Source organism: Mycobacteroides sp. LB1 (assembly GCF_013449725.1).
In the GTDB taxonomy this organism is placed as follows: Bacteria; Actinomycetota; Actinomycetes; order Mycobacteriales; family Mycobacteriaceae; genus Mycobacterium.
Map to the genome: position 1 here is coordinate 1,522,324 of NZ_JACCFF010000001.1, position 15,514 is coordinate 1,537,837.

General features: G+C 63.3%; 9 protein-coding genes. 4 read left to right on the top strand and 5 right to left on the bottom strand.

The window, feature by feature from the left end; translation table 11 throughout:
- Positions 1–19: 19 nt before the first annotated feature.
- Positions 20–1,192 (bottom strand): DUF1214 domain-containing protein, encoded by a 1,173-nt coding sequence (locus MLB1_RS07520; RefSeq protein WP_180749005.1) that lies wholly within the window; start codon positions 1,190–1,192, stop codon positions 20–22.
- Positions 1,193–1,311: 119 nt separating this feature from the next.
- On the opposite strand from MLB1_RS07520, the gene MLB1_RS07525 reads away from it, so the two are divergent.
- From MLB1_RS07525 to cysC, 3 genes are all read left to right on the top strand, one after another.
- The gene (locus MLB1_RS07525; RefSeq protein WP_180749006.1) at positions 1,312–2,235 is read left to right on the top strand and encodes a helix-turn-helix domain-containing protein; all 924 of its coding nucleotides are present in this window, start codon (positions 1,312–1,314) and stop codon (positions 2,233–2,235) included.
- Positions 2,236–2,414: 179 nt separating this feature from the next.
- On the top strand, positions 2,415–3,401 hold the full coding sequence (cysD, locus tag MLB1_RS07530; protein ID WP_180749007.1) for a sulfate adenylyltransferase subunit CysD: 987 nt from the start codon (positions 2,415–2,417) through the stop codon (positions 3,399–3,401).
- Positions 3,401–5,302: an adenylyl-sulfate kinase gene (gene cysC, locus MLB1_RS07535; RefSeq protein WP_180749008.1), complete on the top strand. Its 1,902-nt coding sequence runs from the start codon at positions 3,401–3,403 to the stop codon at positions 5,300–5,302. Before cysD ends, cysC begins: the two co-directional genes overlap by 1 nt.
- On the opposite strand, the gene mycP is transcribed toward cysC, so the two are convergent.
- Genes mycP through eccCa form a run of 3 tightly spaced genes read right to left on the bottom strand, consistent with a single transcriptional unit; the run spans position 5,299 to position 12,241 of the window.
- Positions 5,299–6,729 carry a type VII secretion-associated serine protease mycosin gene (gene mycP / locus MLB1_RS07540; protein WP_180749009.1) on the bottom strand — a complete coding sequence of 477 codons (1,431 nt, stop codon included), beginning with the start codon at positions 6,727–6,729 and terminating at the stop codon, positions 5,299–5,301. The two genes, cysC and mycP, sit on opposite strands and share 4 nt — an antisense overlap.
- Complete coding sequence (gene eccD, locus MLB1_RS07545; RefSeq protein ID WP_180749010.1) at positions 6,723–8,216, bottom strand: type VII secretion integral membrane protein EccD; 1,494 nt, start codon at positions 8,214–8,216, stop codon at positions 6,723–6,725. Before eccD (MLB1_RS07545) ends, mycP begins: the two co-directional genes overlap by 7 nt.
- Positions 8,213–12,241 carry a type VII secretion protein EccCa gene (gene eccCa, locus MLB1_RS07550; protein WP_180749747.1) on the bottom strand — a complete coding sequence of 1,343 codons (4,029 nt, stop codon included), beginning with the start codon at positions 12,239–12,241 and terminating at the stop codon, positions 8,213–8,215. Before eccCa ends, eccD (MLB1_RS07545) begins: the two co-directional genes overlap by 4 nt.
- Before the next feature lie 124 nt (positions 12,242–12,365).
- Here eccCa and eccD (MLB1_RS07555) point away from each other — a divergent pair, with 124 nt between their 5' ends.
- Positions 12,366–13,871 carry a type VII secretion integral membrane protein EccD gene (gene eccD / locus MLB1_RS07555; RefSeq protein WP_180749011.1) on the top strand — a complete coding sequence of 502 codons (1,506 nt, stop codon included), beginning with the start codon at positions 12,366–12,368 and terminating at the stop codon, positions 13,869–13,871.
- Positions 13,872–13,880: 9 nt separating this feature from the next.
- On the opposite strand, the gene eccB is transcribed toward eccD (MLB1_RS07555), so the two are convergent.
- The gene (gene eccB / locus MLB1_RS07560; RefSeq protein ID WP_180749012.1) at positions 13,881–15,410 is read right to left on the bottom strand and encodes a type VII secretion protein EccB; all 1,530 of its coding nucleotides are present in this window, start codon (positions 15,408–15,410) and stop codon (positions 13,881–13,883) included.
- Positions 15,411–15,514 lie beyond the last annotated feature (104 nt).

Sequence of the window (15,514 nt, forward strand, 5' to 3'; positions counted from 1 at the left end):
TCTTCGCCCGAGAGACTCATCAGCCCAACATCCTTGCCCCGATGGCAGTCTGGCGCTCCGCGATACGACTGCGCCAGCCCTCCGCGCTGATCTGATTGAGCGGGTAATGCGGTAACGCGGTGGCGATTTCGTCGATGCCGACCACCTCGACCGTCGGCCCATCGCTAGCGGTGAGCTTCCTGTCCGCCCGTTGCCACCGGAACTGGAGATACGCACGCCGATGACCCAACGTCTCAATCCAGTTGGTAACACTGGGATTGGCATTGCTCACTACCATCCGGATATTGCCATCCGGGTCGACTTGGGCCTGGCTGGAGTTCAGCGAAGTCTGATGGTTGACGTAATCCAACGAGATGTACCAGAGGCTGCCCAGCTGGAAACCCTGGTACGGCGCATCGGACTTGGGAACGGTGATGATCATCGCCTGATCGTCGGCGAGGTCGTAGTGCCCCACCGAGGAGAACTGGGTGGCGAGGCCGCCTGGGGTGAGTCGAGGCTCGGTCATGGTGTTGACAGGCAGATTGTCGTAGAACCATTTGGGGAACTGCAGCCATGTCTTGACACGGTTCACCAGTTGCTTACCTGCACTGGCATAACGCTTTTCGATCTGTTCTTTCGTCAATGGGGCTGGCGCCGTGCCTGCAGTGTCCACCCGTGCGATGGCAAGGGTGCCGCGCTGCGCGCGCCAGTCGCTGTACACCTCACGCATGACCAGCTGCGCCGGACCCGGCCCGAGGGCGAAGTAGTTGGGCCGCGATTCGCTCGCCGGCCCGGGCCCGAAACGGACCTCGAAGCTGCCGTCGCTCTCGATATGGATCTCACGGTCATCGAAAGCGATGGCGCTGCCCGGCACATTCTTGTCGGTGTAGTCACCGCCCCCGAGCACCTGGAAGCTCAAATCGGCAGTGGTGCCGCGCTTTCCGGTGACGACATACTCGTGCTCGCCGTTGACACGGGCGCCAAAGTACAGAGTGTCCGGGTTGTCCAACCCCATTTTCGTGAATGGCCCTGTGCCGGAGAGCAGAAACGGATGATCGCGGTCGGTGTGGAACGCCACATGAGTGCAGGCCGCAATCCCCTGGGCCAGATATTGCAACCCCTCAAGCAGGTCGGCTTCGGTTTCGATATGGGGTGCCGCGACAATCAGCTCCTCCGCTTCCGCGATCGCAGAAGTGAATGCCTCGCTGTACATGGCGCTCCTGACTGGTACAAATTTGTACCGCAGTGGTAGAATTCCTCCGACACTAGAGCGCCATGCACAGGTACGTCAAGAATGCCAGGAACTACGGAGGGGCACAGGAGGTTTCACCAGTGGTCGAGGATCGGGACAATGGGGCCGGCAGGACGTCCCCTCCCACCGAACGCGTGATGGCCGTACTCGACTTCATGGCGCGGCATCGCACCGAACGATTCGGACTCTCCGAGTTGGCGCGTCGACTCGGCCTGAGCAAGCCCACCTGCCTGGGCATCGTCACCACCCTCGCCGAGTCGGGGTACCTCATCCGGGACGACCGCGATAAGACGTACAGCCTGGGCCCGGCGCTCATCCGCATCGGCAGAGCCGCCCAGGAGTCACTGCGCGCCAAGCCCGCGAGCCGCGATCAATTGTTGGCGCTGACACGCGAATTCGGCCATACTGCGGCATTGTCCGCAGTGGTCAGCGACCGGGTCACTGTGCTGGAAGTGGTCAGCGACCCCGATCACCCCGTCCGTGTCGAGGTCGGCCAGAGCTATCCGTTCACCCCTCCGGTGGGCCTCATGTTCGTCCTCTGGGATACCGACGAGACCATCACCTCCTGGCTGGCCAAGGACCCCACCGCACCCGGCCGCACCGCAGATGATCGTCTCCGCAAGGTGATCGAGGAATGTCGCACCGACGGCTACCTCGTCGAGCTGTTGACCCCCGCCGGCCGGCAGCTGTACTCCCTCATGGCCGGGGTGCCCGGCGACATACCCAATGAGCTACGCGCCCTACTCGGGGAGATCGTCTCGGGAATCGGCGAGCGGGTCTACCTGCGCAGTGAGAACTACACCGTCGGCTCGGGGGCGAAGGCGCGCCACCGGGTAAATGTCATGTCGGCACCGGTCTACGACCACAACGGCAAGCAAGCCATGGTCGCGAGCCTCTATATCGCCGCCGACCTCACGGACGCGGAGATCACCGCGCGGGCCAAGGCGCTGGTTCGCACCGCGCACGGGATCACCGAACACATCGGCGGCATCAAGCCCGCCTAGCTGCACCTTTTCTGCCGAGTGTGCGCACCAGCGCCCACACTCGGTGGTTTTCGCGCGCTGACACTCACACTCGACGTCCGGCGACTCGCCATTGACACCCGACGAGAACGCGTTCTAATCTGGGCTGGACCGAATACGAACCGATGCGGTACATATTTGGACCACTAAAGGAGTCGAGGATGGCGGCAGATACCGATGCTCTTCGCGCAAGCTGGGGGTCCCTCCCGCTTGCGGGGGCCTCATCACGGGCCGATTCGTATGAGTTGTCGCACTTGAACGCCCTGGAGGCTGAGGCGGTCTACATATTCCGAGAGGTTGCAGCAACCTTCGAAAGGCCCGTACTGCTGTTCTCCGGCGGCAAGGATTCCGTCGTCATGCTGCATGTCGCGGCCAAGGCGTTCTGGCCATCGCCGCTGCCCTTCCCGGTCATGCACATCGATACCGGGCACAACTTCGACGAGGTCATCGCCTTTCGCGACGAGACCGTGAGCCGGTACAACCTGCGCCTGGAAGTTGGCAGCGTGCAGGACGACATCGACTCCGGCGCGGTGGTCGAGGAAACCGGGCCGGGCGCCACCCGTAACCGTCTGCAGACCGCGACTCTGTTGCGCAGCATCACCGAGCACCGCTTCGACGCGGTGTTTGGTGGGGCCCGCCGCGACGAGGAGAAGGCCCGTGCCAAGGAGCGGGTGTTCAGCTTCCGCGATGAGTTCGGTCAGTGGGATCCACGCGCGCAGCGCCCCGAACTCTGGAACATCTACAACGGCCGCCACCGCAAGGGTGAGCACATCCGTGTGTTCCCGCTGTCCAACTGGACCGAGCTGGACATCTGGCAGTACATCGAATCGGAGAGCCGCAATGGCCTGGCGCTGCCCCCTCTCTATTACGCGCACACTCGCCGTGTAGTGGAGCGCGACGGAATGCTCTTGTCAGACACCAGGTTCCTTACCCTGCAACCGGGTGAGGAACTTGTCGAGAAGTCGGTGCGCTTTAGAACCATCGGCGACGCCACCTGCACGGGCGCTGTTGAGTCCGTCGCGTCGACGCCCAGCGCGGTGGTGGAAGAGATTGCCGCCACACGCATCACGGAGCGGGGAGCCACCCGAGCCGACGACCGGATCTCCGAGGCCGGTATGGAAGACCGCAAGAAGGAAGGGTACTTCTGATGGGCACCGTGATAGAAACCGCCGAGCCGGCTCAGGAGCTCATCCGCGTCGCCACCGCGGGCAGCGTCGACGACGGCAAGTCCACCCTCATCGGCCGCCTGCTCTATGACTCGAAGTCGATCTTCGCCGATCAGCTGGCCGCCGTGGAAGCCACCAGCAAGGCCAAGGGCGAAACGCATACCAACCTCGCGCTGCTCACCGACGGCCTACGGGCCGAGCGCGAGCAGGGCATCACCATCGACGTCGCGCACCGCTATTTCTCCACGCCCGTGCGTAAATTCATCATCGCCGATACCCCAGGCCACGAGCAGTACACGCGCAATATGGTGACCGGCGCCTCCACCGCAGACCTGGCGATCATTCTGGTCGACGCGCGTAACGGCCTGACCCAGCAGACCCGTCGGCATGCGTTCATCACCTCGTTGCTCGGTGTCGAGCATGTGGTGCTGTGCATCAACAAAATGGACCTGGTCGACTGGTCCCCTCAGCGATTCGACGAAATCAAGGAGGAGTTCCGGCGATTCGCAACGAAGCTAGAACTGCACGACCTCACCGTCATTCCGGTATCGGCGCTTCTCGGCGATAACATCGTCACCCGGTCTACCAATACCCCGTGGTACGAGGGCCCGTCGCTGCTGCATCATATTGAGCAGGTACACATTTCGTCGGACCGCAACCTGATCGACGCTCGCTTCCCCATCCAGTACGTCATCCGTCCCCAGGGTGGTGCGGCAGCACACGGTGCCGAGCAGATCACCGACCTGCACGATTTCCGTGCCGTCGCCGGAACCGTCGCCAGCGGCGTGTTCAAACCTGGTGACGAGATCGTGGCGCTGCCTTCCGGTTTCACCTCAACCGTATCGGCGATCTGGGGGCCGGGCGGTTCGGTCGTGGACGAGGCCTTCGCCGGGAGCGCGGTCAGTGTGCAACTCGCCGATCAGCTGGACCTGGGCCGCGGTGACATGCTCTGCCGTCCGAACAACCGGCCGCTGGTCGGTGCGCAGATCGATGCCATGGTGTGCTGGTTCACCGATGTGTCCACGCTGTCCGAGGGGTCACGGTTCGTGATGCAGCACGCGAATTCGACGGTGAAGGTCGCCATCGCAGGGCTCGACTACCGTCTCGATGTCAACAGCCTGCACCGCGACCAGGAAGCAAAAGAGCTGAAGCTCAACGAGATCGGTCGTGTGCAGCTACGACTGCAGCGACCGATCATGTTCGACCCGTACCGACGCAACCGGACCACCGGCAGCTTCATCCTGATCGACGAGGCGACCAACAACACCGTTGCGGCGGGCATGATTTCCGGACCCACGCTGCACCAGTCCAAGGTGGTTTGGCACTCGTCCGCGGTTTCGCGGGAGGAACGCTCCACCAAGGGTGGGACGATCTGGATCACCGGGCTTTCGGCCTCCGGAAAATCCACCGTGGCAGTAGAATTGGAGCGACGCTTGGTTGCGATGGGCATTCCCGCCTATCGACTCGACGGCGACAATCTGCGACACGGCCTCAACGCCGATCTCGGATTCTCCGCGACCGACCGCGCCGAGAACGTGCGCCGTGTCGGTGCCGTCGCCCAGATCCTCTCCGACTCGGGCGTTGTCGCGGTGGCCGCGCTCATCAGTCCGTATCGAGCCGATCGTGACAAGATCCGGGACCAGCACGAGAAGGCCGGGCTGCCGTTCGTCGAGATATTCGTCGACACCCCGGTGGAGATCTGCGAGCAGCGCGATCCGAAGGGCATGTACGCCAAGGCCCGTGCCGGCGAGATCAGCGATTTCACCGGAGTCAATGCTCCCTACGAGGCTCCCGAGAGGGCCGACCTGGTGCTGCGCCCCCATGAAGGCAATCCAGAGCAGCAGGCGGCCGCGATCCTGGAGTTCTGGCTATCGGTCGGCTAACGCTTGATATCGACGGAGGTGACGGCGTCGATATCGTTGACCGGCGCCGTAGCTTCCTCGCGTCGCCGGCTGGGTAAGAACAGCGCCCAGACGGCGACCATTGCGGCGATGCACGTTGCGGTGGCGATCAGCATGACGTTGCGCGCCAGGGTCGCCGCATGACCCGTTTTCGGCAGTTCCACGACCGCCTTGTTCATATCGGGGTCCGGCATCTGATCGGCGGGGGGCACTTCGGCGGACAGCGCCGCCACCGGGTCGATCATGCCGTAACCGGACGCAATGTTGGGGCCGTTACCCGGTGTGCGCGCGGTGCGTTTAATCAATTCGATCACCTGACCCGCGTTGAGATCCGGTCGTTGCGAACGCACGAGAGCCACCAGCCCGGAAACGAACGGTGCGGCGAAGCTGGTGCCGTTGATCGGCGCCAGGCCCTGTTGCCCCATGATGCCGTTGATAACACCGGGCCCAAATGGGTCTAGCGACAGAATGCCCTCACCCGGCGCGGCGACACCGATCCACGGCCCCCGCAGGCTGAATTCGGCAGGTTCGGCTTCCTTGTCCAAGGCGGCGACCGTCAGCACATACTGAGAGAAGTAGGCCGGTGAGGCAACAGTTTTGACGGTCGGCCAGGCGGTCTCCATGGAACGGTTGGGATCGGTCATGTCGTTCTGCGTCTTACAGGCGCCGTCCTTACCGACGTTCCCAGCCGCCGCCACCACCACCACATTGCGCTCGTACGCGTAGCGCACCGCTCTGCCCACCGCGTTGTCGTCGATGTGTACACCTTCTGGGGCACACGCGACTTCGGAAAGGTTGATGACCGTGGCACCCAGCTCGACGGCGCGGGTAATCGCGAACGCCAGGGTTGTCGTGTTGCCATAGCCCGCTGAGTTGGAATTGGGATCGTCCTTATTCGATCCGCTGCCCTTGATGGCAAATGAACTGCTGTTCTGACGGATCGACAGGATCGTCGCCTCGGGTGCGACACCCGCGAAATTGTCGGTATCTGACGGAGCGGCGGCGATGATGCCGGCGACCAGGGTGCCGTGCGCATCGCAGTCCTGGAGCCCGTCGGAGTTCGACACATAGTCGCCGCCGGGCTCCACCCGTAGTCGTGGGTGGGGACTGACACCGGTGTCGATGACCGCAACCTTCTGCCCAAATCCCCGGGAGAACTGCCGCGCTCCTTCATAATTCAGCATCATGTCGGCGGCCGTTTGCAGCCTGGCGTCGGTACCCGGTAAGAGGCCGGTGACGGCACACACCTGCTTCTGTTCGGTGGGCTCCGTCGGGCCGACACTGCCGGCGGGAGGCGGGCCCGGTTCGACGATCGGTGGTCCGATGGCTTGCGCCGGTGGCGGTGCCAGCAGCGCCACCAAGCCGACCGTGGCCAGCACGGCGGCCCCCCGCAGCGCCGGGTTCACCATGGAACCCCGCTGAAATGACGGTAGGCCCCCGCCACCCATAACCCGACGGGTATGAGCGAAGCCACCATCAGATACTCGACATACGCCAATCCTGCGGTGAGGCGGCCCATTCTGCGCCCTCCCGCGAAAAGGACGCCGACCAGCGCGGCTACGACACCCAGCCCAAGTAGCACCCCGAATGCCACAACCCCGATCAAGGTGGAGCCGGACTGGGCAAGCACACAGGTCAAGATCGTGATTGCCACGGCGGGAACCCCGAGAGATGCCTTCTCAAACCCGGCGAGACGGGGGCGTGCGCGCAGGCCAAGCACCCCGGCCACCAACGCCGCCAAAACCATTGGCGCCCATGCCACCTGGCTCGCGGGGGAGAGGCTTACGACGATTCCCGAACCCGCTGCGATTCCCAGACCACTGAACAGAGCCGACCGCGTGGCCACGGCCATCTTCACTCGCTCCCTGGCGTTCTCGGCGGTCGGAATGGACTCGGCCGAGGTCGAATCGTTCGGAGAGTCCTTGTCCGATGATCTGTTGAACGGATTCTCGAACAGCTCCCCATCAACGGGTGCATCCGCGGTCGGCGGGTCAAATCTGCCCAGCGAGGCCGTCAACCAGGGCACGGTGAGAGTCAGCAATGTGGCAGTCACCGCGAGGGCGGCGCCGGTGACGGAAGCGTCTGGAGACCAGGCCCCCTGTGCGATCAATGCCAATCCGCACAAGGCAAAAACCACAGAGCTACAAAGGAATCCCCAGTTTCCGGTGCCGACGAGCCGGTACGCGGCAAAGTTGAACACCAGCATCGCCAGGCAACCGCCTGCCACCCCGAGATGCCCGAACACATGCAGGAACGCCCAACAGGTTCCCGCCGCGATGGGGATACTGGCCCAGGTGAGTGCGGACGCGATATCGGTGCGCTCATATGAGCGGTACGCGACGGTCGCCCCGGCGAGCAGCACCCCGACCATGATGACCGACAGCGCGGCCACCACCGCCCACTGCGGACGGAAGGAGAGGTCGACCAGGAAATAGACGAACGCTGCCGAGACGAGGTACAGGCCCGCTACACCCATGATCCGTGCCGATGCGGCATCCCAAGGCGCGTACGAGGATCGGTTGAGTTTGGCTGCGGCATCGACGACATCGTCATACAGCGTCGGAGCATCAAGTGTTCGTTCCGAGGACAGATACAACAAGTCCCCATGCCCGATCCCGGCGTCACGCAGGGTCGATTCAGGTGTGAGCGGGATATCCGACTCCACGCGCCGCAGCACCCAGTGATTCTTACGGTCCTCGCGCGGCGTCACGTCCTCGTCACGTTTCACATCACGCGAGGAAACCAGCTTGGCCAACTCGGGTACGAATGCGGCGATCGGAAGATCCAGGGGCAGAGCGATATCCAGCTGAGTCCTACCGCCGAAGACCGAGACACGGACGTGCTCGGCGGCCGCGGTCAGTATCTGGGACTGGGCCAGTTCCCTGATACCGGTCACAGGTCGGGCATCCGGGAAAGTTGGATGACCCCGCTCGACATCGTGCGCGAGATCAACATGCCACGCCCCGGCGGCATCTGCATCGCCTTGTAACCGCCGAACAATGCGCCCTCTTCCTTGGATCCACTCATGACTAACGCGTTGCAGGACAAGTCGCGCATGCGGCCGATGAACGGGTCGAACATCGCCTTCCCCGCACCACCGCTGCGCCGTGTGACCACCACGCGTAAGCCGATATCGCGCGCCTGCGGCAGGAATTCGGCAATCGGCGCGAGTGGGTTGTTCATGTTGTTGATCGCCACCAGGTCGTAGTCGTCGATCAACACGAAGATCTCAGGACCGCTCCACCATGACCTGTCCTTGAGCTGCTGTTGCGTGATGTCGTTGGCGGGCAGCCGGTCCCGTAGCGAGCTCGCGAGACTCGTCATGAGCTCACCACATGATTGAGCAGCGGTGGCGTACCCACCCAGGTGGTCGCCGTCCACCGCACCGAGCATGGACCTGCGGAAGTCCACCAGGACCAGCTTGGCTTCCTCCGGCGTCGCATTCTCCATAACGCCCTGCGCAATATTGCGCAGGAATGAGGTCTTGCCGCATTCGATGTCGGCGAAGGCGACGAAATGCGGTTGGGCATCGAAATCGACTACAACAGGCGCCAATTCCGCTTCGTCGATACCGATCGGGATCTTCGATTTGGACAGTCGACCGGTCCGACGCGCCGAATCGATGACCAGGTTTCGATCCAGGTCCAGGGGCAGCATCCGTACCTGTTGCGCGCCCCGCCCGAGGTAGTGGTCCCGCATCATCTCCACGGTCGCCGCGACGCCCTGAGGCAGATCCTCGACGTCCGAGCTCGAGTCCAGGCGTGGCAACGCCATCAGAACATGCAGCTTCTCAGCGTTGATACCGCGGCCCGGTCTGCCGACGGGGACCAGCTCGGCGAACTTGCGCCCCATCTCGCTGTCGATCGGATCGCCGAGGCGCAATTCGATGCGGGTGCCCAGCATGTCTTTCACGGCGGGCCTGATCTCCATCCAGCGTGACGCCGAGATTGCCAGGTGGATACCGTATGAAAGTCCCTGGATCGCAATGGATTGCAGGACAGGCTCAAGGATCTCGAAATCGCTGCGGATCGAGGCCCAGCCATCGATGACGAGCACCAGGTCACCGAACTTGTCTTGGCTCAACGGGTCCTGAGCCGCTTCCGCGGGGGGTAGCGTCGCCAGATGGGCCTTGCGTTGCCGGAAATCACGCATCGACTCGATACCCAGGTCGCGGAAGCGAAGCTCACGTGCCCGTAGCAGACCCGATACCTCGGCGACGGTCCGTCGGATCCGATCGGCATCCATACGGCCGGCCACGGAACTCACGTGCGGAAGATTGGTCAGACTCGTCAGCGTGCCACCACCGAAGTCGAGACACACGAACTGCAGCTGTTCGGGAGTGTGTGTGGCGGCACCGGCGACGATGAGCGTTCGCAGGGCCGTGGACTTGCCCGACTGCGGGCCACCCACCACGACCACGTTGCCGTTGGCGCCGGCCAGATCGACCATCATCACGTCGCGGCGCTGGTCATACGGTCGATCGATAACGCCCATCGGCATGACGAGGCGGCCGTTGACGTTCTCCGGGGCATTCCATTCGGGCTCGGGCAGAAGCTGATTGACTGCGGGGCTCTCATCGAGCGGCGGCAGCCACACCTCGTGCGCGGGACGCCCATGCCCCCTGATTCGACCCACCACGACATCGAGCAGGGTCGTCTTCGTCGGCGACTGCACGACCGCTACCGCTTCTTCCTGAGCCTTCTGCACCGAGGTCGCCGGCTTGGGATCCTTGGCGACCGGCGACGCGGTGAAGAGCTTCGGCGCCAGTGCACCCAGCTGTGACACGCGACCAGAGCGCGACGCTCCCCTGGGCTTCACATACTCGCCGGATACATAGGACGCGTTGAACCGAGTCGGCTCGGACGCATCGGTCTTAAGGTAGGCCGAGCCGGGAACGCTGGGCAAGTGGTAGGCATCCGGAACGCCGAGAACACTGCGAGATTCTCCGGCGGAAAACGTCTTGAGGCCAATCCGGTACGACAAGTGGGAGTCGAGACCGCGCAGCTTCCCTTCCTCCAGACGCTGCGAAGCCAACAAAAGGTGAACATGCAGAGAGCGGCCCAGGCGTCCGATCATCACGAACAATTCCGCGAAATCAGGTTTTTGCGAAAGCAATTCGGAGAACTCGTCCACCACGATGAACAGCGCGGGGAGGGGGTCCAAGTCTGCGCCGTTGACGCGAGCACGTTCGTACTCCGTGACATTCGGGAAGTTCCCGGCGGAACGTAGCAACTCCTGGCGCCGATTCATCTCGCCGGCCAGCGCGTCACGCATGCGGTCCACAAGGATGAGTTCGTCCTCCAGGTTGGTGATGATGGCTGACACATGTGGTGCCCCATCCAGACCCAGAAATGTTGCGCCACCTTTGAAGTCGACCAGGACGAGGTTCAGAGCATCCGGCGAGTGCGAGGTGATCATCGCCAACACCAGGGTCCGCAGGAACTCCGACTTCCCGGATCCGGTGGCACCGATGCACAGGCCGTGCGGCCCCATACCGTTCTCCGCCGACTCCTTGATATCCAGCTCCAACGGCTGCCCGTTGGGCGTGATACCGATCGGCACCCGCAGGCGCTCCCGGGGCGAGCGGGGACGCCACACCTGATCGGGGTCGATCTCGGTGGCATCGGGAATCTTCAGTAGCGCCATCAAACCCGGATCGACGGCACGCGACTCGGATTCGAGGCTAACGATGTGTGCCGCATTCGCGGGCCGGAACCGCCCGACCCGACGCGCGGTGGCCTCGGCCTCCGCAACCGCAAGCGCATCGGGCGTAGCAAACCGTTCCGCACCCACCGCGGTCCTCGCCCCGATATCGCCGGGTTCGACAACCAATTGCAGACCACGTCGTGCAGCCACCCCGTCGGTCGGCGCGTTGAGATCCAAAACCGTCACGCTATCCAGCCCCGCCTCGGTGACCAGCCGCTCGTCCCCAGAGGTGTAACCGTCGTCGATCACCACGACGAGATGCTTCATGCCTTGTACCGGTTGGGCATTGCGTGTGAAGCGACCCCGCTCTCCCAGCTCGGCCGCCAGTGAATTCTCCAACAGCTCCAGTGTCGGAAATACCAACCGGACCGCACCCAAACCGTCGCGAGCTGTTGAATGTTGGGCATGCGGAAGCCATTTGACCCAACCCCAGTTCTCACCGTCGGGGTTGGCCGTCACGACGGCGATCTGAACGTGGTCAGGCCCATGGAACACACAGAGCTCCAGAAGCATCGAGCGCACCAACTGCTGGGTGAGCTTGCGGTCGCCTTCGAGATTGATGGCGGGAAACGCGCGTAGCGATACCGCGGTGGGTAAGGCGTGCACCACCGAGTGCGTTTTCACGAAGCGGCGCAACGCGACCGTCGATACCGGTTCCAAATCTTCGGGAGGACCGGTTTCCGGTGCCAACAGCCGCGAAGCGAGGCGATGGGTGCCAATACCGACACGGACGTGGCAGAAGTCGGGATCAGAGGGCCGTCGCTCCCACATGCGGCGCGTTCCCACCACATCCGCGAGCGCACGTGGATCGGGATGGCTCCACTCCAGCGCGGTGCGCTGTGCGTCCCCGGTGACATCGGAATCGTCACGAAGGTTGGCGAGGTACCGGAAGTAGTCCTTGCGTTCCTCGTTGAGTTCGGAAGCAGCCTTACCGGTCCGTCCCCCGCCGCCCATGAACATGCCGACCATCGACATGATCATCATCATCGGGAACATCATGAACATCGGGTTGGTGGCCATACTGCGCCCACCCACGGTGAACATCAGCGCGATCATGCCGACCACCGCAACGATCATCACGAACGGCATGAGCTTCATAAAGAGGTTGCCCGGAATCATCCGCGGCACCTCTGGCGGCGGCTGCAGGCTGACTTCTCCACCCGGCATACGTGGCGGCGCCACCCGCGATCGCCGCACGAAACCCTGTGTTCCCAATCCCACTCCCGACATGCCCTGTAGATCTGCCCTGGTCGGTATTCTCACACCATCCAGCAACGCTTACCGGCTGGATACCAGACTTATGAAACAGTCGAGAACATATTAAGGAGGCATTTCGACGATGACGCTACCGCCGTCACTTGCCGATCTCGAGCCCGATGCCGGATCGGAGCCGGAGCTCAGCCGGCTGACGCTGCTGGTCGGCGGGATGCAGCTGGATGTAGGCCTGCCCGCGAACGTCGGTATCGCCGCGTTCATCGATGACGTCATTGACATTGCAAATAAACAACTACAGGTGCAGTACGCCGGGAGCGGTTCCGATCCCGGCGATACCGCGTTCGACAACACCGAGGGCCGCTGGAGCCTGGCCAAGCTGGGCGCTGCGCCGGTGGATCTGGCCAAATCACTCTCCGAAGCGGATATCTACGACGGCGATGTCCTGGTTTTGCGGGAGATAGCAGAGAGCGCCGCACCGCTGCTGTTCGACGATGTGGAGGCGCTCGACGGCACAGGACGTCCGGGGGCGGCCGACCCCACCCTGTGGGAACGTAATCGCCGATACTTCACGTACTTCGGGGTGGGGCTGGCGGCATCGCTCTCAGCAGCCGTGCTGCTGCACCGGTACTCCGGCAACATGATCGCCGGATTGGCAACGGTGCTCTGCGGGATCGCCCTGCTCGTCACCGGGTCCGTGCTGGCCCATCGCAAGGTCGATCCGCGAGTAGAGGTCGGGCTGTCGGTGGTCGCCACGCCGCTGATTTTCGCCGGCGCCCTCTATCTCATTCCTGACGGATTCGGGGCGATATCCCTGCCCATGGCGTGCGCGCTGACCGCTCTTGCGTCACTGCTGGCATTGCAAATCAGCCGGGAGGGTCGAACGTTTCACACCTTCGTCATCGCACTGGCAGTGCTGGCAGGCGGCGCTTCCCTGGCCAATGTGCTCCTGGCACCTCCCTCGCGGGCGGTCGGCGCCGTTCTCGCCACGGTCTCGGTCCTCGCCGTGTATCTCTCGCCACGGATGACCATTGTGCTGTCCAAACTCCCGATTCCCCGGGTCCCCACTGCCGGAGAGCCGCTCGACGATATCGAAACGCAGGGTGGGACAACAGTCGAGGGCGTCAACGCGATTGGCAAGCAGATCATCCCGACCGAGGAAGGCATGGTTGTTCGCGTCACGCGCGCAAACCAGTATCTCAGTGGGATTCTCGCCGCCGCAGCCGTGGCCGCCGCTGTCGGCGCCTACCTGGCGGTCGACGTGTCCAACGGGTTCTTCTGGCAAGGAACAGTTTTCGCGATAGCAGTGGCAACCGTGCTGTGCCTGCGGGGTCGGAGCCATCACAATCTGACGCAGTCGGCCACGCTGATCGGTTCGGGCTTGTTCATCGGATTGGCGGCGATGGTCAAGACGGCCGCGTACCTACCCGGCTGGGAAGTCACCGCCCTCCTCGGCCTGGTGATCGTGGCCGTGCTGGCGGTTGCCTGCGGTGTGGTGGCTCCCCTGCTGGAGTTCTCACCGGTCATGCGCCGGTGGGTGGAGCTGCTGGAGTACCTGGCGATCGCCTTGGTGTTCCCGCTGTGCTTCTGGATCGTACGGCTGTACTCATTCGCCCGGGACATGCGGATCTAGCGGGCAGAACTACTTGGGCGGGGTTATCTTCAGCCCCTTGGGATCTGCTGCCATCCCGTCATGCGCGATGAGCGCGGCCTGTTGCGATAGTTCGGGGCCCGGCGGCAACAGTTTGATGATCGGCCAAGGAGCCGATTGAGGGTGCTGCCGGTCCTTCTTGTCTGTGGGTATCCAACCGGTCACACCGAGTGCGTCGGCCGAGGGGAAGTCCTTGATGTGATACGCCTGACCGGTGTCGGCCACATAGAACATCGGACCGTTGGCGCGTGAATCCTTCTCGCCTCCGATGGCCTCGATGTACTCGCCGGTCCCCGGTTTGAGGTAGACCTGGTCCAGTCCGGGCCCGTTCCCATCGGCGGTGGCCAACTGCACGGGTGCCGCGTCTTCCGGGATGGGCAGCCGGTGACCGATCAGCAGCCTCATCGTGGATTCGGGAGCAGGGTTGTCCTTCTCCCACGCCTGGCACACCACCCGATCCGGCTCGATGGGAGCGATCACAGGTGTGACCTTCGGGTATCGATCCGTTGGCAGGGTATTGACGATGGGCGTCGTACTGGCCACCACGGGCGGCAGAGTCCGGATCTCGCGGACCGTGGGATTAGGGGTCGGGTCGCCGTACCGGATGATGTCGGCGGTCGCCGGTGACACCGGCTGCATACCCTCACGCAGCACGACGAATAAGCGCTTGCCGCTGGAGTCCTCGGTCTCGACGATCGAACCGATTCGCGCACCGGCGGAGCGCAGCGCTTCGTTGTTACTCCACTCGCCCAGGCCGTCGATGACGACCCTCTTAATGGGCTCGACCCGTGGAAATGCGTTCAACAGCCCTGGCGATATCTCCCGGCGGGGAGCCTGCTCAAGGTGCAGAGCCCGCACCACAACCGCATCGGTCAGGTCAATGGGCGCGCGCACACCGTCGTAAATCAGGAAGGCGTTCTGTTCCGATCCCACGAGCAACATATCCGCCGTACTCGCCGCGCGAATGTCTTTGCCCAGCACCGGCTTATTGCCAAGCACGGTCGTCAGGAGCTTGCTTCCACCCGTCTCCGGCTGTCCCGGAACCGCGTGCGCCGTCGTCAACGAATCACATACCGTCCAATGCGATGTGTTCATATCGTCGCCACCGAGGATGGCATCTGGCGCGCCGACGATCCCGACCACCGATCCACGCGGCAATGCGCCGAGTTTCTTCTCGTCGACGGCCGCGGGCTCTTCGGGCTTGCCGGAGATCAACCGGGCGGAGGCAAGATTCAATACGGGATGCACGGTGTCGCCGATGCGCACGTACATGGCGCCGCCCTGCTTGGTGAGCAGAATTTGCGCATTGCCAATGGCGGGTGAGGGTTTGAAGAACGCCAGCACACCACAAGCACCCGTGATGATGATGCCGATGACCAATCCGACAACCATCGATCGCATCTGCCCACGCATGGGATCGTGGATCATTCGGGAGTCGCCACGAATGAGCGCGTGCTCCAGGCGACGGAGCAGGAAACGGTAGCCGTTTACCTGTGCGCGCGTGGTAACCTGCGCTGGCATAACCGCTCCCATCTGCATCAATGGCGGGAATAGGTCCCCCCAACAGGCGACGGTAGCGTACCGCAGGTCCTCGGTTGAGGACCAGGAAAGCCACACCGGGTACA